At 59.8% G+C, this 23,474-nt stretch carries 25 protein-coding genes and 1 pseudogene; 20 read left to right on the plus strand and 6 right to left on the minus strand.

The window, feature by feature from the left end; genetic code table 11:
- Position 1: 1 nt before the first annotated feature.
- The 8 genes from BFL40_RS02495 to BFL40_RS02530 all read left to right on the plus strand — a co-directional run bounded on the left by BFL40_RS02495 (position 2) and on the right by BFL40_RS02530 (position 8,628).
- Entirely contained in the window at positions 2 to 703 is a 702-nt protein-coding gene (locus BFL40_RS02495; RefSeq protein WP_016972721.1) for an SPOR domain-containing protein, read from the plus strand.
- Between the two features lie 245 nt (positions 704 to 948).
- Positions 949 to 1,479, plus strand: coding sequence for an ATP-dependent protease subunit HslV (gene hslV, locus BFL40_RS02500; protein WP_017738857.1), 531 nt, complete (start codon positions 949 to 951; stop codon positions 1,477 to 1,479).
- 38 nt (positions 1,480 to 1,517) lie between these two features.
- Positions 1,518 to 2,855: an ATP-dependent protease ATPase subunit HslU gene (hslU, locus tag BFL40_RS02505; protein ID WP_071482656.1), complete on the plus strand. Its 1,338-nt coding sequence runs from the start codon at positions 1,518 to 1,520 to the stop codon at positions 2,853 to 2,855.
- 94 nt (positions 2,856 to 2,949) lie between these two features.
- Positions 2,950 to 3,327, plus strand: a complete 378-nt coding sequence (locus BFL40_RS02510) for a gamma-butyrobetaine hydroxylase family protein (protein ID WP_071482655.1) — start codon at positions 2,950 to 2,952, stop codon at positions 3,325 to 3,327.
- A 249-nt stretch (positions 3,328 to 3,576) separates the two neighbouring features.
- Positions 3,577 to 5,256, plus strand: coding sequence for a class II poly(R)-hydroxyalkanoic acid synthase (gene phaC / locus BFL40_RS02515; RefSeq protein ID WP_071482654.1), 1,680 nt, complete (start codon positions 3,577 to 3,579; stop codon positions 5,254 to 5,256).
- 104 nt (positions 5,257 to 5,360) lie between these two features.
- Entirely contained in the window at positions 5,361 to 6,206 is an 846-nt protein-coding gene (gene phaZ, locus BFL40_RS02520) for a poly(3-hydroxyalkanoate) depolymerase (RefSeq protein WP_071482653.1), read from the plus strand.
- A gap of 91 nt (positions 6,207 to 6,297) precedes the next feature.
- Positions 6,298 to 7,980, plus strand: coding sequence for a class II poly(R)-hydroxyalkanoic acid synthase (gene phaC / locus BFL40_RS02525; RefSeq protein WP_071482652.1), 1,683 nt, complete (start codon positions 6,298 to 6,300; stop codon positions 7,978 to 7,980).
- A gap of 27 nt (positions 7,981 to 8,007) precedes the next feature.
- Positions 8,008 to 8,628, plus strand: coding sequence for a TetR/AcrR family transcriptional regulator (locus BFL40_RS02530; RefSeq protein ID WP_071482651.1), 621 nt, complete (start codon positions 8,008 to 8,010; stop codon positions 8,626 to 8,628).
- Between the two features lie 81 nt (positions 8,629 to 8,709).
- On the opposite strand, the gene BFL40_RS02535 is transcribed toward BFL40_RS02530, so the two are convergent.
- The 3 genes from BFL40_RS02535 to BFL40_RS02545 form a co-directional block, all read right to left on the minus strand.
- Positions 8,710 to 9,672: a phasin family protein gene (locus tag BFL40_RS02535; RefSeq protein WP_071482650.1), complete on the minus strand. Its 963-nt coding sequence runs from the start codon at positions 9,670 to 9,672 to the stop codon at positions 8,710 to 8,712.
- A 12-nt stretch (positions 9,673 to 9,684) separates the two neighbouring features.
- Positions 9,685 to 10,107 (minus strand): phasin family protein, encoded by a 423-nt coding sequence (locus BFL40_RS02540; RefSeq protein ID WP_071482649.1) that lies wholly within the window; start codon positions 10,105 to 10,107, stop codon positions 9,685 to 9,687.
- A gap of 105 nt (positions 10,108 to 10,212) precedes the next feature.
- Complete coding sequence (locus BFL40_RS02545) at positions 10,213 to 10,488, minus strand: polyhydroxyalkanoic acid system family protein (protein ID WP_071482648.1); 276 nt, start codon at positions 10,486 to 10,488, stop codon at positions 10,213 to 10,215.
- A 144-nt stretch (positions 10,489 to 10,632) separates the two neighbouring features.
- On the opposite strand from BFL40_RS02545, the gene ubiE reads away from it, so the two are divergent.
- From ubiE to BFL40_RS02600, 12 genes and pseudogenes are all read left to right on the plus strand, one after another.
- Entirely contained in the window at positions 10,633 to 11,403 is a 771-nt protein-coding gene (gene ubiE, locus BFL40_RS02550; RefSeq protein ID WP_003171186.1) for a bifunctional demethylmenaquinone methyltransferase/2-methoxy-6-polyprenyl-1,4-benzoquinol methylase UbiE, read from the plus strand.
- Positions 11,403 to 12,026 carry a ubiquinone biosynthesis accessory factor UbiJ gene (locus tag BFL40_RS02555; protein ID WP_071482647.1) on the plus strand — a complete coding sequence of 208 codons (624 nt, stop codon included), beginning with the start codon at positions 11,403 to 11,405 and terminating at the stop codon, positions 12,024 to 12,026. The genes ubiE and BFL40_RS02555 overlap by 1 nt, the downstream gene beginning before the upstream one ends.
- Complete coding sequence (ubiB, locus tag BFL40_RS02560; protein WP_071482646.1) at positions 12,023 to 13,627, plus strand: ubiquinone biosynthesis regulatory protein kinase UbiB; 1,605 nt, start codon at positions 12,023 to 12,025, stop codon at positions 13,625 to 13,627. Before BFL40_RS02555 ends, ubiB begins: the two co-directional genes overlap by 4 nt.
- A gap of 41 nt (positions 13,628 to 13,668) precedes the next feature.
- On the plus strand, positions 13,669 to 14,061 hold the full coding sequence (gene hisI / locus BFL40_RS02565; RefSeq protein ID WP_012721796.1) for a phosphoribosyl-AMP cyclohydrolase: 393 nt from the start codon (positions 13,669 to 13,671) through the stop codon (positions 14,059 to 14,061).
- A 2-nt stretch (positions 14,062 to 14,063) separates the two neighbouring features.
- Positions 14,064 to 14,396: a phosphoribosyl-ATP diphosphatase gene (locus tag BFL40_RS02570; protein WP_027605032.1), complete on the plus strand. Its 333-nt coding sequence runs from the start codon at positions 14,064 to 14,066 to the stop codon at positions 14,394 to 14,396.
- Between the two features lie 25 nt (positions 14,397 to 14,421).
- Positions 14,422 to 14,700, plus strand: a complete 279-nt coding sequence (locus BFL40_RS02575) for a twin-arginine translocase TatA/TatE family subunit (protein WP_071482645.1) — start codon at positions 14,422 to 14,424, stop codon at positions 14,698 to 14,700.
- 10 nt (positions 14,701 to 14,710) lie between these two features.
- A complete protein-coding gene (gene tatB / locus BFL40_RS02580; RefSeq protein WP_071482644.1) occupies positions 14,711 to 15,136 on the plus strand; it encodes a Sec-independent protein translocase protein TatB in 426 nt (141 codons plus the stop codon).
- Positions 15,133 to 15,921 carry a twin-arginine translocase subunit TatC gene (gene tatC, locus BFL40_RS02585; protein WP_071482643.1) on the plus strand — a complete coding sequence of 263 codons (789 nt, stop codon included), beginning with the start codon at positions 15,133 to 15,135 and terminating at the stop codon, positions 15,919 to 15,921. The genes tatB and tatC overlap by 4 nt, the downstream gene beginning before the upstream one ends.
- Positions 15,918 to 16,625 (plus strand): 16S rRNA (uracil(1498)-N(3))-methyltransferase, encoded by a 708-nt coding sequence (locus tag BFL40_RS02590; protein WP_071482642.1) that lies wholly within the window; start codon positions 15,918 to 15,920, stop codon positions 16,623 to 16,625. The genes tatC and BFL40_RS02590 overlap by 4 nt, the downstream gene beginning before the upstream one ends.
- 97 nt (positions 16,626 to 16,722) lie before the next feature.
- Positions 16,723 to 17,781, plus strand: a pseudogene (locus BFL40_RS34530) (methyl-accepting chemotaxis protein); the annotation flags it as partial.
- 144 nt (positions 17,782 to 17,925) lie between these two features.
- A complete protein-coding gene (locus BFL40_RS34535) occupies positions 17,926 to 18,639 on the plus strand; it encodes a methyl-accepting chemotaxis protein (RefSeq protein WP_439896719.1) in 714 nt (237 codons plus the stop codon).
- Positions 18,640 to 18,772: 133 nt separating this feature from the next.
- The gene (locus BFL40_RS02600) at positions 18,773 to 20,680 is read left to right on the plus strand and encodes a HAMP domain-containing methyl-accepting chemotaxis protein (protein WP_071482640.1); all 1,908 of its coding nucleotides are present in this window, start codon (positions 18,773 to 18,775) and stop codon (positions 20,678 to 20,680) included.
- 116 nt (positions 20,681 to 20,796) lie between these two features.
- Here BFL40_RS02600 and BFL40_RS02605 read toward each other — a convergent pair whose 3' ends face one another.
- The 3 genes from BFL40_RS02605 to BFL40_RS02615 form a co-directional block, all read right to left on the minus strand.
- Positions 20,797 to 21,531 carry an amino acid ABC transporter ATP-binding protein gene (locus tag BFL40_RS02605; protein ID WP_071482639.1) on the minus strand — a complete coding sequence of 245 codons (735 nt, stop codon included), beginning with the start codon at positions 21,529 to 21,531 and terminating at the stop codon, positions 20,797 to 20,799.
- Positions 21,524 to 22,483: an amino acid ABC transporter permease gene (locus tag BFL40_RS02610; protein ID WP_071482638.1), complete on the minus strand. Its 960-nt coding sequence runs from the start codon at positions 22,481 to 22,483 to the stop codon at positions 21,524 to 21,526. Before BFL40_RS02610 ends, BFL40_RS02605 begins: the two co-directional genes overlap by 8 nt.
- A 144-nt stretch (positions 22,484 to 22,627) precedes the next feature.
- Entirely contained in the window at positions 22,628 to 23,425 is a 798-nt protein-coding gene (locus BFL40_RS02615; protein ID WP_071482732.1) for a transporter substrate-binding domain-containing protein, read from the minus strand.
- Between the last annotated feature and the right edge of the window lie 49 nt (positions 23,426 to 23,474).

The following is a 23,474-nucleotide window of genomic DNA, read 5'->3' on the forward strand; positions in this document are numbered from 1 at the left end:
GTTGGCTGCCAAGAAAAAACCAGCACCCAAGCGCGGCGCCAGCCGCTACCAGGCACCCGCGAAGAAGCCAATTCCGGGCTGGCTGTGGATGGCCATCGGCCTGGCGGTCGGTGCGTTTGTCGTGATTCTGATGAAGCTGGAGCCGGGCAAGGGCGATGACGTCAAACGCGTCAAGCAAGAGCAGCAGAAGGCCACAAAAATTGCCGAGGCCAACAAGACTGCGCCGAGCCCAACGGCTCCGGTGAAGCCGAAGTACGATTTCTACACACTGCTGCCGGAATCGGAAGTGATTGTGCCGCCTGACGCCGTGCCGGAGAAAACCCTGCCGACGCCGCAAGTGCCGACCACGCCGGTCACCCCAGCGGAAGCGGCAAAAATCGACACCGCACGCGCCCAAGCCGCGCTGGCAGGAATTACCCCACCGCCACCGCCGCCGGTGGCGACCACCAAGGCTGCACCGGTGACCAAGTTCTTCCTGCAAGCGGGCTCGTTCCCGAAACAGGCGGATGCGGATCGGGTGCGCGCGCAGATCATTCTGCTGGGCCAGGCCGTGACGGTGGAGTCCGGCACGGTGAAGGACGCGACGTGGTATCGCGTACTGGTAGGGCCGTTCAGCAACCGTGAACAACTGACCGTGGCGCAGAAGCAATTGGCTGGCGCAGGGTTTAGCAACCTGTTGTTACAACAACGCCAGAGCCGGTAATTTCGTAATCGCTCAATGGACGAGCAGTTGTGGCGAGGGGGCTTGTCCAGCGTTGGGCTGCGCAGCAGCCCCTCAGATCCAGCATCACCGCCTGTCTGAAAAATGCGTCGCTCCTATTCGGGCTGCTACGCAGCCCAACGCTGGACAAGCCCGCTCACCACAGTCCTACAGTTGAAATCCCCCCCGCCACCCCCATATGAGTTTCCATCAGGGCATTTTCGCCCCGCTGCGTGGAGACTCTCCCCTTGACCACCATCGTTTCAGTTCGTCGCCACGGCAAAGTCGTCATGGGCGGCGACGGCCAGGTTTCCCTTGGCAACACCGTGATGAAAGGCAACGCCAAAAAAGTGCGTCGCCTGTACCACGGCCAGGTTCTGGCAGGCTTTGCCGGCGCCACCGCCGACGCCTTCACCCTCTTCGAGCGTTTCGAAGGCCAGCTGGAAAAACACCAGGGCCACCTCGTACGCGCCGCTGTCGAACTCGCCAAAGAATGGCGCACCGACCGCTCCCTCAGCCGCCTCGAAGCCATGCTGGCTGTTGCCAACAAAGACGCCTCCTTGATCATCACCGGCAACGGCGACGTGGTAGAGCCGGAAAACGGCTTGATCGCCATGGGTTCCGGCGGTGGCTATGCACAAGCTGCAGCCAGCGCGCTGTTGAAGAAAACTGACCTGTCAGCCCGGGAAATTGTCGAGACTGCCCTGGGTATCGCCGGCGATATCTGCGTGTTTACCAACCACAATCTGACCATTGAGGAGCAGGACCTCGCCGAGTAAGCCGTAGGCTTATTCCCGCTTGAGGACCGCCAAATACTATGTCCATGACTCCCCGCGAAATCGTCCATGAACTCAATCGCCATATCATCGGCCAGGACGATGCCAAGCGCGCTGTTGCCATTGCGCTGCGTAACCGCTGGCGCCGGATGCAACTACCCGAAGAACTGCGCGTTGAAGTAACGCCGAAAAACATCCTGATGATCGGCCCGACCGGCGTCGGTAAAACCGAAATCGCCCGACGCCTGGCCAAACTGGCCAATGCACCGTTCATCAAGGTCGAAGCCACCAAGTTCACCGAAGTGGGCTACGTAGGCCGCGACGTTGAGTCGATCATTCGTGACCTGGCCGACGCCGCCCTGAAGCTGCTGCGCGAACAGGAAATGACCAAGGTCAGCCACCGCGCTGAAGACGCCGCCGAAGACCGCATCCTCGACGCCCTGCTGCCACCGGCACGCATGGGTTTCAACGAAGACGCCGCCCCAGCCTCGGATTCCAACACTCGCCAACTGTTCCGCAAACGCCTGCGCGAAGGCCAGCTGGACGACAAGGAAATCGAGATTGAAGTCGCCGAAATCTCCGGCGTGGATATCTCTGCCCCGCCTGGCATGGAAGAAATGACCAGCCAGTTGCAGAACCTGTTCTCCAACATGGGCAAGGGCAAGAAGAAAAGCCGCAAGCTCAAAGTGAAGGAAGCACTGAAATTGGTGCGTGACGAAGAAGCCGGACGCCTGGTGAATGAGGAAGAGCTCAAAGCCAAGGCCCTGGAAGCAGTTGAGCAGCACGGTATCGTGTTTATCGACGAGATCGACAAGGTGGCCAAACGCGGCAACTCCGGCGGTGTCGATGTGTCCCGTGAAGGTGTGCAGCGCGACCTGCTGCCGCTGATCGAAGGCTGCACCGTGAATACCAAGCTGGGCATGGTCAAGACCGACCACATCCTGTTTATCGCCTCTGGTGCGTTCCACTTGAGCAAGCCAAGCGACCTGGTGCCGGAGCTGCAAGGCCGTCTGCCGATTCGCGTGGAACTCAAGGCACTGACGCCGGGCGACTTCGAGCGCATCCTCAGCGAGCCGCACGCGTCGCTCACCGAGCAATACCGCGAGCTGTTGAAAACCGAAGGTTTGGGGATCGAGTTCCTGCCAGACGGTATCAAGCGCCTGGCGGAGATCGCCTGGCAGGTCAACGAAAAGACCGAGAACATTGGTGCTCGTCGCCTGCACACCCTGCTTGAGCGTCTGCTTGAGGAAGTGTCCTTCAGTGCTGGCGATTTGGCCGGTGCGCAGAATGGCGAAGTGATCAAGATCGACGCCGACTACGTCAACAGCCACCTGGGCGAATTGGCGCAAAACGAAGATCTGTCTCGTTATATCCTGTAAGCCTCACACAGGACCGCTTTGCTTTAATGTGGGAGCAAGCCCGCTCCCACATTTTTGAGCCGGTTCCTTCAGGATCATCTTTGGGCGGTTCACTATGTCTAAACTCCCTACCGCTATAAACCTGCACAAAACCTCCAACACCCTCGGCCTCACCTACGGGCCCGACGAGGTCTATCAGTTGCCCGCCGAACTGTTGCGGGTGCACTCACCTTCCGCCGAGGTCCAGGGCCACGGCAAACCCATTCTCCAGTTCGGCAAGCTCAACGTCCGGTTGACCAAGATAGAACCGGCCGGGCAGTACGCACTGAAATTGACCTTCGACGACGGGCATGACAGCGGACTGTTCACCTGGGACTACCTTTACCAGTTGGCCATGCGCCAGGATGCGTTGTGGGCCGATTACCTGGCTGAGCTCAAAGCCGCTGGAAAAACCCGCGATCCGAGTGAGTCGATCGTGCGGCTGATGCTCTAGTCCAGGCTTCTTGCTCTTTAGAGGGCATTTTCTAATTTCATCTGCTTGAATGCCCTCTCTCGTGGCCAACGATTGGCCCGCTTGCGAAAAAAATTAAACTCGGGTAACCAATGGAACTGGCAAGTTCCCTGCATTTGACGATGCGGTATCAACGGTCACCCGAGTCGCAGTACCAGGCTTGTGTTGTGTATCGAAATTGGGTGCACAGCAGTACCCGGTACTCGTCTTTCGGACAATGGAGCGTCGTAGATGAGTAACAAGAACAACGATGACTTGAAACGCCAGGCCTCAGAAAACACCCTGGGGCTGAACCCGATCATCGCGTTACGTAAAAAGGATTTACTGGCCTCGGCGAAGATGGTGCTGACCCAGGCCATCAAGCAACCGTTGCACAGCGTCAAGCACGTCGCCCACTTTGGCGTCGAATTGAAGAACGTGATGTTCGGCAAATCGCAACTGGTGCCCGAAAGCGACGACCGCCGCTTTCATGACCCTGCGTGGAGCCAGAACCCGCTCTACAAACGTTACCTGCAAACCTACCTGGCGTGGCGCAAGGAACTCCACGACTGGATCGGTGACAGCAACTTGTCGGAACAGGACATCAGCCGCGGTCACTTCGTGATCAACCTGATGACCGAAGCCATGGCCCCCACCAACAGTGCGGCCAACCCGGCGGCGATCAAACGCTTCTTTGAAACCGGCGGCAAAAGCCTGCTCGATGGCCTGTCCCATCTGGCCAAGGACATGGTGCACAACGGCGGCATGCCGAGCCAGGTCAACATGGGCGCCTTTGAAGTCGGCAAGACCCTGGGCACCACCGAAGGCGCGGTCGTGTTTCGCAACGACGTGCTGGAGCTGATCCAGTACAAGCCCATCACCGAGCAGGTGCACGAGCGCCCATTACTGGTGGTGCCGCCGCAGATCAACAAATTCTACGTATTCGACCTGAGCCCGGATAAGAGCCTGGCGCGCTTTTGCCTGCGCAACGGCCAACAGACTTTTATCGTCAGTTGGCGCAACCCGACCAAGGCCCAGCGCGAATGGGGCCTGTCGACCTATATCGAGGCACTCAAGGAAGCCGTCGATGTGGTCACCGCCATTACCGGCAGCAAGGACGTCAACATGCTTGGCGCCTGCTCCGGCGGCATTACCTGCACCGCGTTGCTCGGCCACTACGCGGCACTGGGAGAGAAGAAGGTCAACGCCCTGACCCTGCTGGTGAGCGTGCTGGACACCACTCTGGACACCCAGGTGGCGCTGTTCGTCGACGAGCAAACCCTGGAGGCCGCCAAGCGCCACTCCTACCAGGCTGGCGTGCTGGAAGGCCGCGACATGGCCAAGGTGTTCGCGTGGATGCGCCCCAACGACCTGATCTGGAACTACTGGGTCAATAACTACCTCCTGGGCAACGAGCCGCCGGTGTTCGACATCCTGTTCTGGAACAACGACACCACGCGCTTACCTGCGGCATTCCACGGCGACTTGATCGAACTGTTCAAGAACAACCCGCTGGTGCGCGCCGATGCACTGGAAGTGTGCGGCACGCCGATCGATCTCAAGAAGGTCACCGCCGATATCTACTCATTGGCCGGCACCAACGATCACATCACACCATGGCAGTCCTGCTACAAATCAGCCCAGCTGTTTGGCGGCAAGGTTGAATTCGTGCTGTCCAGCAGTGGTCACATCCAGAGCATCCTTAATCCGCCGGGCAACCCCAAGGCGCGCTACCAGACCAGTGACAGCCTGTCGGGCAAAGCGCTGGAATGGCAGGAGAATGCCACCAAGCACACCGACTCCTGGTGGCTGCATTGGCAGGTTTGGCAGGCAGAGCGCGCGGGTAAGTTGAAGAAAGCGCCGACGAGTTTGGGTAATAAAGCCTATGGCGCAGCTGAGGCGGCGCCGGGTACATATGTGCATGAACGATAAGCAAATTTTGTGGTTGAAATGAGGTCAGTGTGGGGGCCGGCTTGCCTGCTCCCACATTGACCGAGTTCCTACAGACAAGTAGTGCCACTTCACAGGGCTTGAGCATGCCGCAACCGTTCATCTTCCGTACCATCGACCTGGATGGCCAGACCATCCGCACGGCGGTACGCCCGGGCAAGCCTCATTTGACGCCGTTGCTGATCTTCAACGGCATCGGCGCCAACCTTGAGTTGGTGTTTCCGTTCGTCCAGGCCCTGGACCCGGACCTGGAAGTGATCGCCTTCGATGTGCCAGGGGTGGGCGGGTCCTCGACACCCAATCGGCCTTATCGATTTCCCGGCCTGGCCAAACTCACTGCGCGCATGCTCGATTACCTCGACTACGGCCAGGTTAACGTGGTGGGAGTTTCCTGGGGCGGGGCTTTGGCGCAGCAATTTGCCTATGACTACCCGGAGCGCTGCAAGAAGCTGATCCTGGCGGCCACGGCGGCGGGCGCGGTGATGGTGCCGGGCAAGCCGAAGGTGCTGTGGCTGATGGCAAGCCCTCGGCGCTACATCCAACCCTCCCACGTGGTGCGCATTGCGCCGATGATTTATGGCGGCTCGTTCCGCCGCGATTCGAAATTGGCCGCCGAGCACGCCAGCAAAGTGCGCTCGGCCGGCAAGCTGGGTTACTACTGGCAGCTGTTTGCGGGGCTGGGCTGGACCAGCATCCACTGGCTGCACAAGATCCGCCAACCGACCCTGGTGCTGGCGGGGGACGACGACCCGCTGATCCCCCTGATCAACATGCGCATGCTGGCCTGGCGCATTCCCAACGCACAGTTACACGTCATCGATGACGGCCACCTGTTCCTGATCACCCGCGCCGAAGCCGTAGCGCCGATCATCATGAAATTTCTCGAGGAGGAGCGCATGCGGGCAGTGATTCACCCGCGACCCGCGGTGTAAGGACCACACCGCCGCGCAACTTGCCAAGAACCGACTATGGTTCTGAATTGGCGTGCCTGTTGATGATGGCTTGACGAAGGAGTGTTGGCTCATGCGAGAAAGACCCGTGACGAACCCGGCGCCCACCCCGGCGGCGTTCATCAATGCGCAAAATGCGATCACCGGCCTGCGCGGTCGAGATTTGCTGTCGACCCTGCGCAGCGTAGCCGCCCACGGCTTGCGCAACCCGGTGCATACCGCCCGTCATGCCCTGGCCCTGGGCGGACAACTGGGCCGCGTCTTGCTGGGTGAAGCCGTGCATGAACCCAACCCCCACGACAGCCGCTTCAGTGACCCCACCTGGAAGCTCAACCCGCTGTACCGGCGTAGCCTGCAAGCCTACTTGAGCTGGCAAAAGCAAGCCCGCCACTGGATCGACGACAGTACGCTGAGTGCCGATGACCGGGCCCGTGCGCACTTTGCTTTTTCCCTGCTCAACGATGCGGTCTCTCCCTCAAACACCCTGCTCAACCCGCTGGCCATCAAGGAGCTGCTCAACTCCGGCGGCAACAGCGTGGTGCGCGGCGTGAGCAACCTGTTCGAAGACCTGCTGCACAACAATGGCCTGCCGCGCCAGGTGAGCAAGCACGCCTTTGAAGTGGGCAAAACGGTCGCTACCACCCCAGGCTCAGTGGTGTTTCGTAATGAGCTGCTGGAGTTGATCCAGTACAAGCCCATGAGCGAAAAACAGTACGCCAAACCGCTGCTGATAGTGCCGCCGCAAATCAACAAGTACTACATCTTCGACCTCAGCCCAGCCAACAGCTTTGTGCAGTTCGCCCTGAAAAACGGCCTGCAGACGTTCATGGTCAGTTGGCGCAACCCGGATGTGCGCCACCGTGAATGGGGGCTCTCCACCTACGTTGCGGCCTTGGAGGAAGCACTCAACGTATGCCGAGCCATCACTGGCGCCCGCGAGGTCAACCTGATGGGCGCTTGCGCAGGCGGCCTGACCATTGCCGCCCTGCAAGGTCACCTGCAAGCCAAACGTCAACTGCGGCGCATCTCCAGTGCCAGTTACCTGGTGAGCCTGCTGGACAGCCAGATCGACAGCCCCGCCACCCTGTTCGCCGACGAACAGACTCTGGAAGCCGCCAAGCGTCGTTCCTACCAGCAAGGCGTGCTGGACGGCCGCGACATGGCCAAGGTGTTTGCCTGGATGCGCCCCAACGATCTGATCTGGAACTACTGGATCAACAATTACCTGTTGGGCAAGGAGCCGCCGGCCTTCGACATCCTGTACTGGAACAACGACAACACGCGTCTGCCCGCCGCGCTGCATGGCGACCTGCTGGACTTCTTCAAGCACAACCCGTTGAGCCATCCCGGCGGCCTGGAGGTATGCGGTACACCGATTGATTTGCAGAAGGTCACGGTGGACAGCTTCAGCGTGGCCGGGATCAACGACCACATCACGCCATGGGACGCGGTGTATCGCTCGACCCAACTGCTGGGTGGTGACAAGCGCTTTGTGCTGTCCAATAGCGGGCATATCCAGAGCATCCTCAACCCGCCGGGCAACCCCAAGGCTAACTACGTCGAGAACCCCAAGCTAAGCAGCGACCCGCGCGCCTGGTACTACGACGCCAACCACGTCGAAGGCAGCTGGTGGCCGCAGTGGCTGGAGTGGATTCAGCAACGCTCAGGCGTACAGCGCGAAACCCTGACTGCCCTGGGCAACCAGAATTACCCACCGATGGAAGCGGCGCCAGGCACTTACGTGCGTGTGCGCTGAGCTCAACGATCACATTAAGAAGACTGGATGAAGACCCGCGACCGTATCCTTGAATGTGCCCTGCAGTTGTTCAACCAGAAGGGCGAACCGAACGTGTCGACCATGGAGGTGGCCAATGAAATGGGGATCAGCCCGGGCAACCTCTACTACCACTTCCATGGCAAGGAGCCGTTGGTGCTCGGATTGTTCGAGCGCTTTCAATGTGAGTTGGCACCGCTGCTCGACCCACCGGCGGATGCGCAGTTGGAGGCCGAGGACTATTGGCTGTTCCTGCACTTGATCGTCGAGCGCATGGCCCATTACCGGTTTCTGTTCCAGGACCTGTCGAACCTGGCCGGGCGCCTGCCAAAACTGGCCAAGGGTATTCGCAACCTGCTGACGGCGCTCAAGCGCACCCTGGCGTCATTGCTCGCGCGGTTGAAGGCATCGGGGCAGTTGGTCAGTGGCACCCAGGCGTTGGGGCAACTGGTGGAGCAGATCACCATGACCTTGCTGTTTTCCCTGGATTACCAGCGGATTCTGGACCGTGAAGGTGAAGTGCGAGTGGTGGTGTACCAGATCATGATGCTGGTGGCGCCACATCTGTTGTTGCCGGCACGGCTGGCAACCGAGAAATTCGCGCTGAAATACCTGGATGACATAGATTAAAAATGTGTGGCGTTGAAGAAGCTGCGCCATAAAAAAATGCCCGACCTTTGCAGGCCGGGCATTTTTTACGCCCTGATAAAATCAGGACTGACTGGATGGCGTCGGGGTTACCGGCGTTGCAGTCGAGGTTGCAACAGCGTGTGTCGGTGCGGAAACCGAGTTGGCTGTCGAAGCGGTTGGCGCCGAGGTAGCAGGCTTGGCCGCAACAGCAGGTTTGGCGGCTGCTGGTTTTTTGGCTACCGCTGGTTTCTTCACTGCAGCAGGTTTTGCCGCCGGCTTGGCAGCCACAGGTTTTGCCGCAGCTGGCTTGACGGCTGGTTTTGCAGCAGCCGGCTTGGCGGCAGGTTTGGCGGCGGCGGTTTTAGCCGCTGGTTTGGCGGCTGGTTTTGCAGCAGGCTTGGCAGCAGCTTTAGCGGCCACGGGTTTAGCGGCAGGCTTGGCAGCCGGTTTGGCGGCTGCGGTTTTCGCAGCAGGCTTGGCGGCAGGTTTTGCTGCTGCTTTGGCTGGAGCCTTGGCCGCAGGTTTTGCAGCAGGCTTGGCCGCGGCTTTCACCAGAGGCTTGGCCGCAGGTTTAGCCGCGGGTTTGGCAGCTGCGGTTTTAGCGGCAGGCTTGGCAGCAGGTTTTGCAGCGACAGCTTTCACGGGAGCCACTTTAGCGCCGGTGAGTTTTTCGATTTGCTTGGTCAGGGTATCGACCTTGCTGTGCAGCGTTTTGAGCTCTGCTTTGCTAGGTACGCCCAGTCGCGAAATGGCACTGTTGAGGCGCTTGTCGAAAGTTTCTTCCAACTTGCCCCAGGTGTCAGAAATGCTCGACTTGGCGGAACCGGCAGTTGCCTTGGCCGCTTCAACTTTTTTACCAACCGTGCTCTTGGTCAACTTCTCGGCCTTCTCGCCGTCCTTGACCAAAGTATCGAAGTATTTGCCGCCGTCACTGCTAACCTTCGAATACACGCCTAAACCAGCCAGCCAGATCTTACGGGAATATTTTTCAACTTCCCCGATCCACGAGCTGTTTTCTTTCTGAGTAGTCTTCTTAACAGCCATCCCGATGTCTCCTTAGTGTTTACGCGCGACACGTTCTAGCAATGCCGTCAGCTCTTCGAGCTTAGCAGAGAGTGTCTCAACGTCATGTTTAGACGCAATGCCGATCCGATTCAAGGCACTTGCAACACGCGTGTCAAAAGCTTTTTCAACTTTATCCAGTTGAACTTCAACCAAACCTTTGACGCTCGAGACGTTACTCTTTACTTGGTCAATCTGACTGTTGGCGGCATCAAGTTGTTCAACCACAACTTTTTTGCCTTTACTTTCAACATGTTGACCGGTCTTAACCAGCTCTTTGAAGTACTCGCTGCCCTCGCTGCCGACCTTGGCATAGGCGCCAAGTCCCGCCAGCCAGATCTTGCGGGCATAGCTTTTAACGTCACTCAGGGCGGTGGATTGAACGTCGATTTTTTTCTTCAAAATAACTTTGGCCATGGTGCACCTCACGCAAAATAGGGTGGAGGAACGGCCCACAGGAGTTGAGGGCTTGGGCACAAAGTAGGGTGAAAAATTAGAATCGGCACCCTAAGAACACATCGATCAGGCCAGTGCCTTATCCAGGGCCTTCTCGATTTCGGACTTGATGGTGCCACTCATGGCCGACATCAACAGGCCCAGTTCCACATCAATGCGCAGTGAGTCATCGGCGACTAATACCGTGCCTTTAACCCCCGAACGCTTGAGGTTCAAGGTATCGCCGGACCACGACGGCTCCAGGCCATATTGTTCCTTGAGTTTGTGCGCCAACTTCTCGGCCTTTGCCCGCGCGCCTTCTTTACCCAGGGTATGTGCACGCTCAACGGTAATACGGGCCATTGCTATGACTCCTCTTTATAACGACTGGAACACCTTCCGTGCGGCAAAAGGTCTCGGTGACCGCCTATCTTACCTTCAGCCTTGCCAAGACAAAGCAGGCCTTGGGGATTATCATGTCCCGCATTCTCTTTTGGTGACAGCGATATGACTGATCAGCGCAAAGGCAGCGATGCCGAACCCACCACTCACTTCGGCTTCAAGAACGTCCCGGAAAGCCAAAAAGCGGAAAAAGTCGCTGAGGTGTTCCACTCCGTAGCCGCCAAGTACGACCTGATGAACGACGTGCTGTCGGGCGGTATGCACCGCCTGTGGAAGCGTTTCACCATCGAGCTGTCGGGCGTACGCACCGGCAACCGCGTACTGGATATCGCCGGTGGTACGGGCGACCTGGCAGCCAAGTTCTCCAAGCTCGTCGGCCCCACTGGCCAAGTGGTGCTCGCGGACATCAACGGCTCGATGCTCAAGGTCGGTCGCGATCGCCTGCTGGATAAAGGCGTGGCCGGCAATATCGAATTCGTCCAGGCAGATGCTGAAAAGCTGCCGTTCCCGGACAACCATTTCGACTGCGTGACCATCGCCTTCGGCCTGCGCAACGTGACCCACAAGGAAGACGCGATCCGCTCGATGCTGCGCGTACTCAAGCCGGGTGGCCGTCTGTTGGTGCTGGAGTTCTCCAAGCCGACCAACGCGCTGATGTCCAAGGTCTATGACACCTACTCCTTTGCCTTCATGCCGTTGATGGGCAAGCTGATCACCAATGACGCCGAAAGCTATCGCTACCTGGCTGAATCGATCCGCATGCACCCCGACCAGGAAACCCTGAAGTCGATGATGGTAGAGGCCGGCTTCGACCGCGTGACCTACCACAACATGACCTCGGGCATCGTCGCCCTGCACCGCGGCATCAAGCCCTGATGCTGCTCAAAGGTCTTCTGGCCAGCGTTGAACACGGCCTCAATCGTGTACTGCGCCTGGACAGCACCGCCCTGGCGCGGCTCGCGCACTTGAACGGCAAGGTGATTGCCGTCGACTGCCGCAGTCCCGCCTTGCAACTGTTTATCCTGCCCAGTGATGAAGGCCTGCTGCTCGCGACCGACTGGGCCGCCGAGGCCGACTGCACGCTACGCGCACCGGCGTCGAGCCTGTTGCACCTGGCCCTGAGCCGCAACAAGACCGCCATACTGCACAGCGCCGAAGTGGAACTGGAAGGCGACAGCGCGGTGCTGATGGACCTGGCCGCCGTGCTGCAAGACCTGGAGTTGGACTGGGAATACGAGCTGTCACGCTGGATCGGCCCTGTGGCCACCCAGTTGATCAGCGGGCACCTGCGCAGCCGCGCACGCTGGTACCAGCAAGGATTCGCCAGCCTCAACCAGAACCTCGCCGAATACTTGAGCGAAGAATCGCGCACCCTGGTCGGAGAACGGGAAGCGCAAGCGCGCTTTCGTGAACTCGACAAGGCCAAAATCGACCTGGAACGCCTTGAGGCGCGCTTCGAGCGCCTGAGCCGTTCCCTTGATCCAAGCGATAACGCATGAAGCTGCTCGCCGTCCGCCGTTTGTTTCGTATCCAGCGCGTCGTAATCCGCTACCGCCTCGATGACCTGCTGTTCGCCCTGCCCCTGCCGTGGTTCCTGCTGGCGGTGCGCTACGTGCTGCCGTGGCGCTGGTTCCCGCGCAAACAGCTGGAGCTGAGCCGTGGTGCGCGCCTGCGCCTGGCGTTACAGGATTTGGGGCCGATCTTTATCAAGTTCGGGCAAATCCTCTCCACGCGCCGCGACTTGCTGCCTGAAGACATCGCCGACGAGCTGATGCTGCTGCAAGACCGCGTACCGCCGTTCGACTCCCAGCAATCGGTCAACCTGATCGAAGAGCAGCTTGGTAAAAAAATCAGCGAAGTGTTCAGCCGCTTCGACATCGAACCGCTGGCCTCGGCCTCCGTGGCGCAAGTGCACGCCGCGCAGCTCAAGACCGGCGAAGAAGTGGTGGTAAAGGTGATCCGCCCGGGTCTCAAGCCGATTATCGGCCAGGACCTGGCGTGGCTGTTTATCCTCGCCCGCGCCGCCGAGCGTTTCTCGGCCGACGCGCGCCTGCTGCACCCGGTGGATGTGGTCGCCGACTACGAAAAAACCATCTACGACGAACTCGACCTGCTGCGCGAAGCCGCCAACGCCAGCCAGCTCAAGCGCAACTTCGAAGGCTCGCCGCTGCTGTACGTGCCGCAAGTGTATTGGGACTGGTGCCGCCCGAAAGTGCTGGTGATGGAGCGTATCTATGGCGTACAGGTCACCGACCTCGCCACCCTGGCCGACCAGCGCACCGACATGAAGATGCTCGCCGAGCGCGGCGTGGAGATTTTCTTCACCCAAGTGTTCCGCGACAGCTTCTTCCACGCCGACATGCACCCGGGCAACATCTTCGTCAGCACCGTCAACCCGTGGAGCCCGCAGTACATTGCGATCGACTGCGGCATCGTCGGCAGCCTGACCCCGGAAGACCAGGACTACCTGGCCCGCAACTTGTTCGCTTTCTTCAAGCGTGACTACCGCCGCGTGGCGCAGTTGCACATCGATTCGGGCTGGGTGCCGGCGGAAACCAAACTCAACGAATTCGAAGCGGCGATTCGCACCGTGTGCGAACCGATCTTTGAAAAACCGTTAAAAGATATTTCCTTCGGCCAAGTGCTGATGCGCCTGTTCCAGACCGCGCGCCGCTTCAACATGGAAGTACAGCCGCAGCTGGTACTGCTGCAAAAGACCTTGCTGAATATCGAAGGCCTGGGTCGCCAGCTGTATCCGGACCTCGACCTGTGGAACACCGCCCAACCGTTCCTGGAACGCTGGATGCGCGAGCGCGTCAGCCCGAAAACCCTGATCGGCAACCTGCACAGCCAGTTCGAACAGCTGCCACACTTGGCCAACATGACCCGCGACCTGCTGGAACGCATGTCCCAGCCCCACGCCGAGGACCCTGCGCCGCCGTGGCACAAGCGCAAGGACGATTGGTTCCTGCGTCTGCTGGGCGCCGCGCACCTGGTGGGCGGCGTAATTTTGGCCATTGGCGGGCCACTGAATGAGCTGGGCCACTGGCCCGCTGGCATCATGGTCGCCGTGGGTGTTTATCTGATCGTGCGTCGATAGCCAATCCGGTTATACACTGTCGCAAATTGCCGGAGCCGAACATGAAAGACTGGCTGGACGAGATCAAGTGGGACAGTGACGGCCTGGTGCCGGCCATTGCCCAGGACTACAAGACCGGGCGTGTGCTGATGATGGCCTGGATGAACCGCGAGGCCCTGAGCCTGACTGCCACTGAGCAGCGCGCCATCTACTGGTCACGCTCGCGTGGCAAACTATGGCGTAAGGGCGAAGAGTCCGGGCACGTGCAAACCCTGCACGAGATGCGCATCGACTGCGACGCCGACGTGGTGATCCTCAAGGTCGAGCAAATCGGCGACATCGCCTGCCACACCGGTCGCCACAGCTGCTTCTATCGCGTGTTCGAGAACGGCGAATGGAAGGTTGTTGAACCGGTACTCAAAGACCCGCACGCTATCTACTCGGCAGGACACTGAACATGAGCGATACCCTGAACCGTGTGGCCCAGGTGTTGGAAGACCGCAAAGGCGCGGATGCCGACAGTTCCTATGTCGCCAGCCTGTACCACAAAGGTCTGAACAAAATTCTGGAAAAGCTCGGCGAGGAATCCATCGAGACGATCATCGCAGCCAAGGACGCGCAGATCAGCGGCGACTGCAGCGATGTGATCTACGAAACTGCCGACTTGTGGTTCCACAGCCTGGTCATGCTCGCCCAACTGGGGCAGCATCCACAGGCAGTGCTGGATGAACTGGACCGTCGCTTCGGCTTGTCCGGGCATGCCGAAAAGGCCTCGCGCCCGTCCGCCTGAATAACTTTCACAGAGGAATTGCAGCATGGGCATTTTTGACTGGAAACACTGGATCGTCATTCTGGTGGTAGTTGTACTGGTGTTCGGCACCAAGAAACTCAAGAACCTGGGCACCGACGTAGGCGAGTCGATCAAGGGCTTTCGTAAAGCCATGAACGACGATGAAAAACCTGCTGACCCCGTAGTTAACCCAGCGCCGCCGGTCCAGCCTGTGCACCCGCAGGCCGCCCAGCCAATCACCGAGCGTCGTACCTTCGACGTGCAGGCTGAGAAAGTCGAAGAGCCGACCCGCAAAGACTCGTGAGCACTGACTAATGTTTGGTATCAGCTTCTCTGAACTGCTCCTCGTCGGCCTGGTTGCCCTGTTGGTGCTGGGGCCGGAACGCCTGCCCGGTGCCGCGCGCACCGCAGGCCTATGGATCGGGCGCTTGAAGCGCAGCTTCAACGCCATCAAACAGGAAGTTGAACGGGAAATCGGCGCCGACGAGATCCGTCGGCAACTGCACAACGAACATATCCTGTCGTTGGAGCAGGAAGCGCGGAAGATTCTTTCCCCGGTCCAGGAGCCCGCCAAACCGGCCGAACCTGTGGCCGAGCACAGCATCGCGCCGACACCTGTGGTTGAAGCCCCACCTGCTGCTCCGATCCCGACCGCTCCAACCGCGACAGAGCCCGCCGCGCCGACGCCCGTTGCGTCGCCCGCGCCCCATGACCCTACATTGCCGCCGCGAGCCCCATGAGCGCTGATAAACCGGAAAACGACCAGCACATGCCGCTGGTCTCGCACCTCACCGAGTTGCGTACCCGCCTGCTGCGTTGCGTGGCGGCGATCTTCATCATCTTTGCCGGGCTGTTCGCCTTTACCCAGCAGATTTATACCTTCGTCTCCACCCCGCTGCGCCACTACCTGCCGGCCGGCGCGACGATGATCGCCACCGACGTGTCGTCGCCGTTCCTGACACCGTTGAAGCTGACCATGATGGTGTCGTTGTTCCTGGCGATTCCGGTGATCCTGCATCAGATCTGGGGCTTTATCGCACCGGGCCTGTACAAGCATGAGAAGCGCATCGCGGTGCCATTGCTGGTGTCGAGCATCCTGTTGTTCTACACCGGCATGGCCTTCGCCTACTTCCTAGTGTTCCCACTGATCTTCAAGTTCTTCGCCTCCGCCACCCCGGCCGGCGTTGAAATGATGACCGACATCACCAGCTACCTCGACTTCGTGATGACGCTGTTCTTCGCCTTTGGCGTGGCCTTCGAAATCCCGGTGGCGGTCGTACTGCTGGTGTGGATCGGTGTGGTCAACGTCCAATACCTGAAGAAGATCCGCCCATACGTGATCATCGGCTGCTTCGTGGTCGGCATGATCCTGACGCCGCCGGACATCTTCTCCCAGACCCTGCTGGCCGTGCCAATGTGGATGCTCTTCGAGATCGGTATCCTGTTCGGCAGCCTGATCAGCAAACGTGGCGATCATCCGGATGACCAACCCGACGACGACCAGCCGCCAGCGACCCAACCGTGAACCTGCTGCTGCTTGAAGAGGCCGACTTTGTTGCGGCCGACCGGGTGGTCCTGCGAGATCGGCGCCTGGTGCATATGCAGGAAGTCCACCGCGCCGTGGTGGGCGACAACCTGCGGGTTGGGCGCATCGGCGGGCTGATGGGCAACGCGCAACTGCTGCGCCTGGAAGCTCGCGAAGCCGAGTTGCAAGTCAGCTTTGACCTGCCGCCTCCGGCCAAACTGCCGCTGACTCTATTGCTGGCCCTGCCGCGCCCGAAAATGCTGCGCCGGGTGCTGCAAACCGTGGCCGCCATGGGTGTGCCCAAGGTAGTGCTGGTCAACAGTTACCGGGTGGAAAAGAGTTTCTGGCAAACCCCGTTCCTGGAGCCTGAAGCGGTTCGTGAGCAATTGATCCTCGGCCTGGAACAGGCCCGGGACACCGTGCTGCCCGAAATCATCATTGAAAAACGCTTCAAGCCCTTCGTCGAAGACCGCCTGCCGGCCATGACCGAAGGCACTCTGGGCCTGATCGGCCACCCCGGCGATTACCCGCCCTGCCCGCGTGGGCTGGATGAGCCAGTCACACTGGCCATCGGCCCGGAAGGTGGCTGGATTCCCTACGAAGTGGACCTGCTGGCCAAGGCCGGCTTACAACCGGTGCAGTTGGGTGCACGCATCCTGCGCGTCGAAACCGCCGTAACCGCACTGCTCGCGCGCCTGTTCTGACAACACGCCCACAATGGATTTGCGTCACTACAGAATCTCCCTACGCTGCCGATAACCTTTGAATAAGTCCAAGCCTTGTTCCAAAGGAGATCGCAGCATGTACCGTTGGTTAGCCGAAAATCTGGGGAATGTGAGCGTCAATCGCAAGCTGAGCATTGGCTTTGGCTTGGTGTTGATCCTGACGCTGCTGATCACCTTCACCGGTTGGACCGGCCTGGGCGACGTGACCAGTCGTGGCGACAAGCTGGGCTTTATCTCCAGCCTCAACAGCCTGACCAAAGACCTGCGCCTGGCGCGCCTGGACTTCGAAATGCGTCGCGGCGAACAAGGCACGGGCGCGGTCAACGACCTGATCACACAACTGGACAGTGGCCTGAAAACCGCCGAAGGCCTGATCGAGCAACCCGACGACAAGGCCCTGGTAGAGCAACAACTGGACGCCTTGAATCAATACAAAAAAGCCTTTGCAACCATGGTCCAGGCCGGCCTCAAGCGTGAAGGCGCGCGCAGTAAGCTCGGAGATACGGCCGATAACGCTGTGGCCAAAACCAGCGAAATTGAGAAATCTCTGCTGCAAGGCGATAGCGTCATCCAATTCAACAGCGTGGTCGACCTGAGCAAGCTGATTCAGCAAGCGCGCTTCCAGGTTCGCGGCTACACCTACAGCGGCAAGACCGAAGCCGAGCAGCCCGCGCTGGATGCCATCGACAACGCCCTGAAGAAAATCACCGAACTCCAAGGCCAACTGCCAGCGCAGTACCAGGCCAACCTGCAAGAGGCCAGCACCTCGCTGCAAGCCTACCGCGCCGCCGTCAGCCAGTACCGTGACTCCCAAGTTGCAACAGCGGCAGCCCTGAAAATCACGACCGAACAAGGCGCCATCCTGCTGGGCAACAGCGACAAACTCACGATTTCCCAGACCGTGGTGCGCGACACCGATGCCGCCCATGCCAAACAACTGTTGCTGCTGGCCACAGTATTGGCGCTGATCTTCGGCATGGTCGCCGCCTGGGCCATCACCCGTCAGATCGTCATACCGCTGAACCAGACCCTCAAAGTGGCTGAGCGCGTGGCCTCCGGCGACTTGAGCCACAACCTCAACTCCGGACGCCAAGACGAACTGGGCCAACTGCAACGTGCCATGCAGAGCATGACCGTGGGCCTGCGCGAGCTGATCGGCGGCATCAGTGACGGCGTCACTCAGATCGCCAGCGCCGCCGAGCAACTGTCGGCCGTGACCGAGCAGACCAGCGCCGGGGTCAACAGCCAAAAAGTGGAAACCGATCAGGTAGCCACCGCCATGAATGAAATGGCCGCCACCGTACAAGAGGTCGCGCGTAACGCCGAGGAAGCCTCCGAAGCCGCCGTAGCCGCTGATCAACAAGCCCGTGAAGGCGATAAGGTGGTGGGTGAAGCCATCGCCCAGATCGAGCGCTTAGCCACTGAAGTCGGCAACTCCACCGAGGCGATGGGCCATCTGAAACGCGAGAGCGACAAGATCGGCAGCGTACTCGACGTGATCAAGTCCGTAGCTCAACAAACCAACCTGCTGGCGCTGAACGCGGCGATTGAGGCGGCACGTGCAGGTGAGGCCGGACGTGGCTTCGCGGTGGTGGCTGACGAGGTGCGCAGCCTGGCCCAGCGCACCCAGAAGTCCACCGAAGAGATCGAAGAACTGATAGTCGGCCTGCAAAGCGGCACCCAACAGGTGGCGACCATCATGGACAACAGCCGTGGCCTCACAGAGAGCAGCGTGGAGCTGACCCGCCGCGCCGGCAATGCGCTGGGCAATATCACCCGCACGGTCTCGACCATCCAGGCAATGAACTCGCAGATCGCCACCGCCGCCGAGCAACAAAGCGCCGTGGCTGAGGAGATCAACCGCAGCGTGCTGAATGTGCGAGACGTGTCTGAACAGACCTCTTCGGCCAGTGAAGAAACCGCCGCGTCCAGCGCCGAGCTGGCACGCCTGGGGATTTATTTGCAGACGCTTGTAGGGCGCTTCCGCGTCTGATCGGCCCTTTGCGGCGGCTAATCGAGGCCGCCGAACACAGCACCTTGTGAAACGTCCTACGCAATTATCAGCCCGCCATGACTCCGAATCGAATTAGCGTTCCCAAGCGCTCTTTCTGATTTGGAGGCTCCTCATGTTTCCTCGGCTGACCCGCCTGCTGGGTAACACCAGCGTCACGCTTAAACTGGCCCTAGGCTTCGGCCAGGTGCTGCTCCTCAGCGTCATCATCGCAATTACCGGCTGGCAAGCCGTGAATGCTGTACTCAGCCGTTCGAACAATTTGATTGTGTTGGGGCAACTCGCCGTAGTGGCAGAGGCTATGCGCGCCGATCGCATCGTGTATCGCACCCTCACGGACACTGCCAGTCTCAGCAAGATGAGCACTCAGATTAAAAAGATCGACCAGTATCTCGCCGACCTCTCCAGCAACCTGAAAGACCCGAACAACCAACTGAGCGTCCAAGAGGCGACTCAGTCGATCAACAGCTTCAAGGCTGGGCTGGCGCAGCTGCCACCCTTGATCGAGAGACGCGAGAACACCCGCACCCTACTGAAAAATGCTGCGCTCCAGGCGGGTGATACCCTCGCCCAGCTGGCCAGCAAGTTGCCCGACCAGCAGGACCAAATGGCCCTGGATACATTAGAAAACCTGCGTCAAGCCATCGCACTGGCGCAGGACCGTACACAAAGCCCGGCCTGGTCAGCCGATTCGCTGAACGCCTACGAACAGGCCGTGAGCCAAACCCTCGACGCATTGGAAATCTCCCTGGCCGCCGTTACAACGCTCCCCGTTGACTCCACCCTGCTCAAAACCGACCTGGCGGACTATCGCGTGCAACTCAATGCCCTCAAGGAGACCCAGCTCACCACCGAAGCCGTGCAAAATCGCCTAGAGCAACAGCTCAACCAATTGCTCGAACAAAGCGACCTGCTAAGCCAGGACCAGACCCTCAAGCGCGACAACGAAGCGAGCCAAACCCGCACGCTGCTGGTGGGTGTCACCCTGACCGCGCTTCTACTAGGCAGCCTGGCCGCGTGGTGGATCGCCCGGCAAATCGTGGTGCCATTGCGTAAAACCCTGACCACCGCCAACCGTATCGCCGACGGCGACTTGAGTGACAACCCTCAGGTCGAACGCCATGACGAACTCGGTCAGTTGCAGCAGAGCATCGCGCAAATGACGCTCAATCTACGCAGCCTCATCGGGGGTATCAGCGATAGTGCCCGGCAAATAGCCGGTGCTGCCAACCAACTGTCAGCCGTCACCGAACAGACCCGCAGCGGGATCAACTATCAGAAAGAGGAAACCGACCAGATGGCCACGGCCATGAATGAAATGCTCGCCACTGCGCAAGAAGTCGCTCGTCACGCGGAACAGGCATCCACAGCCACCAGCGAGGCGGACCAACAGGCAAGCGCGGGAGAACAGATTGTCACGCAGGCCGTTGAGCAAATCGATCATCTGGCCCATGAGATGGCACGCTCCAGCCAGGCGATGCTCGCGTTGCAGCGCCAGAGCCAAAAGATCGGCAGCGTGCTGGACGTTATCAAGTCAGTGTCCCAGCAGACCAACTTGCTGGCACTGAACGCCGCGATCGAGGCGGCGCGCGCAGGCAGCGCCGGTAGAGGTTTCGCCGTGGTGGCCGATGAGGTTCGCAGCCTGGCCCAACGTACCCAAGAGTCCGCCGAAGAAATCGAAGGGCTGATCCTCCGCCTGCATAACGACACACAACAGGTCGCCGACATCATGGACAACAGTCGTACGCTGACCGACAACAGCGTCGGCCTGACCCGAGACGTCGGCGACGCGCTGGCGGCGATTGCGCGAACCGTGTCGCTCATCCAGGAAATGAACCCGCAGATTGCTGCCGCTGCCGAGCAGCAAAGTGCGGTGGCCGCGCAGATCAATCGCAGTGTGTTGACGGTGCGGGATGTGTCGGAACAAACGGCAGTCGCCAGTGAGGAAACCGCAACTGCGAGCGTTCAGTTGACGAGGCTGAGCCTGGACTTACAGACGCTGGTTGGCAAATTCAGGCTCTAGCCACCGTAGCAGCTGTCGAGCCCCAGCGAGGCTGCGTGAGGCGCGACACGCGCCTGTATCGGCAGCGCGCCCGACGCAGCCTCGCTTAAGCTCGACAGCTGCTACGGGTGAGGTGATTACAGGACTTGGCGTAGGAAGGCCTGGGCCCGTGGGTCTTTCGGCGCATCGAAGAATTCGGCTGGGGAAGCGTCTTCGAGCAGCTTGCCGTGATCGAAGAACAGCACACGGTCCGCGACTTCGCGGGCAAAACCCATCTCGTGGGTGACGCAGACCATGGTCATGCCTTCCAGGGCCAGGGTCTTCATCACGTCCAGTACTTCGCCGACCATTTCCGGGTCGAGGGCCGAAGTCGGTTCGTCAAACAACATCACCTTGGGTTCCATGGCCAGGGCCCGGGCAATCGCCACCCGTTGTTGCTGACCGCCAGACAGGCGTGACGGGAATTCGTTGGCCTTCTGCGCGATCCCGACCTTCTCCAGTAGCGCCAGGGCCTTGGCCTCGCGCTCTTGCTTGCCGCGCTTGCGCACGACTTTTTGCGCAAGGCACAGGTTTTCCAGCACGGTCATGTGGGGAAACAGGTTGAAGTGCTGGAACACCATGCCGACTTCACGGCGGTAGGCGTTCACATCGGTTTTCGGGTCGGCCAGTTGCAGGCCGTCGATGCTCACCGAGCCGGAATCGAATTCTTCCAGCCCGTTAAGGCAGCGCAGGAACGTTGACTTACCGGAACCCGACGGGCCAATCACAACCAACACTTCGCCCTTGGCGACTTGGGTGGTGACGTGGTCCACCGCGCGCACCACATGGCCACGGGTGTCGAAGACTTTTACCAGATCGCGAACTTCAATCACTTTGCGCGAGCCTCCGCTCAAGCCGGCTGGCCATTTTCGACAGCGGCAGGTTGATCAGCAGGTACAGGCCTGCCACACAGAACAGGATTTCAAACGGCGAAAACGAGGTGGTGATCACTTCGCGACCGCTTTTGAGCAGCTCAGTAATGGCGATCACCGAGACCAGGGACGTGTCTTTCACCAGACTGATAAATTGCCCGGCCAGCGGCGGTAGCACGCGCTTGAAGGCCTGCGGCAACACCACGTGGCGCATAGACTGACTGGCACTCAGGCCCAGGGAGCGCGCGGCTTCGTTCTGACCACGGGTGATGGACTGCACGCCGGCGCGGACAATTTCCGCCACGTAGGCGCCGGTGAACAGCGACAGTGCGGCGATCCCGGCGAATTCCCGAGACAGGTTGAGCACCGTGCCGATGAAGAAATAGAAAATGAAGATCTGCACCAAAAGCGGCGTGCCGCGCACCAGCTCGACGTAGATCGTCGACAGGTCGCGCAGGGTCGGGTTACTGGAGAGACGGCACAACCCCGTCGCCAAACCAATCGCCAAGCCCAGAATCCCGGACACCACCGACAGCCACAACGTGGTCCACAAGCCCCACATCAGCGGGCCCAGCGCCCAATGGCGGGTCACGCCCACCACATCGCCTTCGGCCACGTCATCGCCACGTGCAACTTGCAGACTGTTGTCGGCAACGGTCAGTTTTTGCTCCACTCCGGCGTCGTTGCGCAGGGTGACTTCGGCTACATCGCCTTTGCGTACCAACTCAACGACGGTGGAAATGTCGGCGGCACGCTGCGACGTTTCGGCCTGATAGGCGAAGTACTGCGGCACGCGGTTCCAGCGCCATTCGTAGGACATCAGCGAGGTGGCGTAGTACAACGCGCCAGCCAGGCCAACCAACACGACCACGGTCAGCAGGTGCCAGGGCCATTGGGCTTTTTTCTGTTTCATTGCGAATTCCGGGATTGATTGAGATCGTTCCCACGCTCTGCGTGGGAATGCCTCACTAGACGCTCTGCGTCCGCTTTGTGACGCGGAGCGTCACGGGCTGCATTTCCACGCAGAGCGTGGGAACGATCGACTCGATGTCAGCCCTTATTCCATGTCCTTGAGCCACTCGGAGCTCTTGAACCACTTGTCATGGATGCGATCGTAGGTGCCGTCGTTGCGGATCTGGTGCAGGAAATTATTGATGTAGTTGAGGCTGTCGTAATCGCCTTTTTTCAGGCCGAACGCCAGAGGCTCGAAAGTGAAGGGTTCGTCGAGGAACACCAGCTTGCCGTTGCCGACTTTCTTCTCAGCCACTACGTTGTACGGCGCGTCATAGACGAAGGCGTCGGCTTTGCCGTTGACCACGTCCAACACGCCTTCTTGCTCGTTGTCATAGCCGTGGTACTTGGCTTTGGAGATCATCTTCTTGGCGATCATTTCACCCGTGGTGCCAAGCTTGGAGGTCAGGCGATATTTCTCGTCGTTCAGGTCTTTGTAAGACTTGATGGTGCCTTCCAGGTCCTTGCGGATCAGCAAAGTCTGGCCGACCACAATGAAGGGTTCGCTGAAGTTCAGGCGCAGGTTACGTTCCTGGGTCAGGGTCATGCCGCTGCCGATCATGTCGAACTTGCCGGTCAGGAAGGCCGGGATGATGCCATCATAACCGGTGGACACCAGCTCCAGCTTGACGCCCATGGACTTGGCCATGGCCTTGAGGATGTCGACTTCAAAACCGATGATTTCACCGCGTTTATCTGTCATTTCGAACGGCATGTAGGTCGGGTCCATGCCGACTTTCAGCGTGCCGCGCTTGACCGCATCATCGATGGCTCCGGCTTGGGCCGCAGCTGCGGCGACCAGCGTAGTGACGCCTAGCAGCAGCATCGAAAGATACTTTTTCATCATCAAGTCCCCTGAACGATTCTTGTAAGGCCGGTGCGCAAAAGGGCTG

The organism is Pseudomonas costantinii, from assembly GCF_001870435.1.
In the GTDB taxonomy this organism is placed as follows: Bacteria; Pseudomonadota; Gammaproteobacteria; order Pseudomonadales; family Pseudomonadaceae; genus Aquipseudomonas; species Aquipseudomonas costantinii.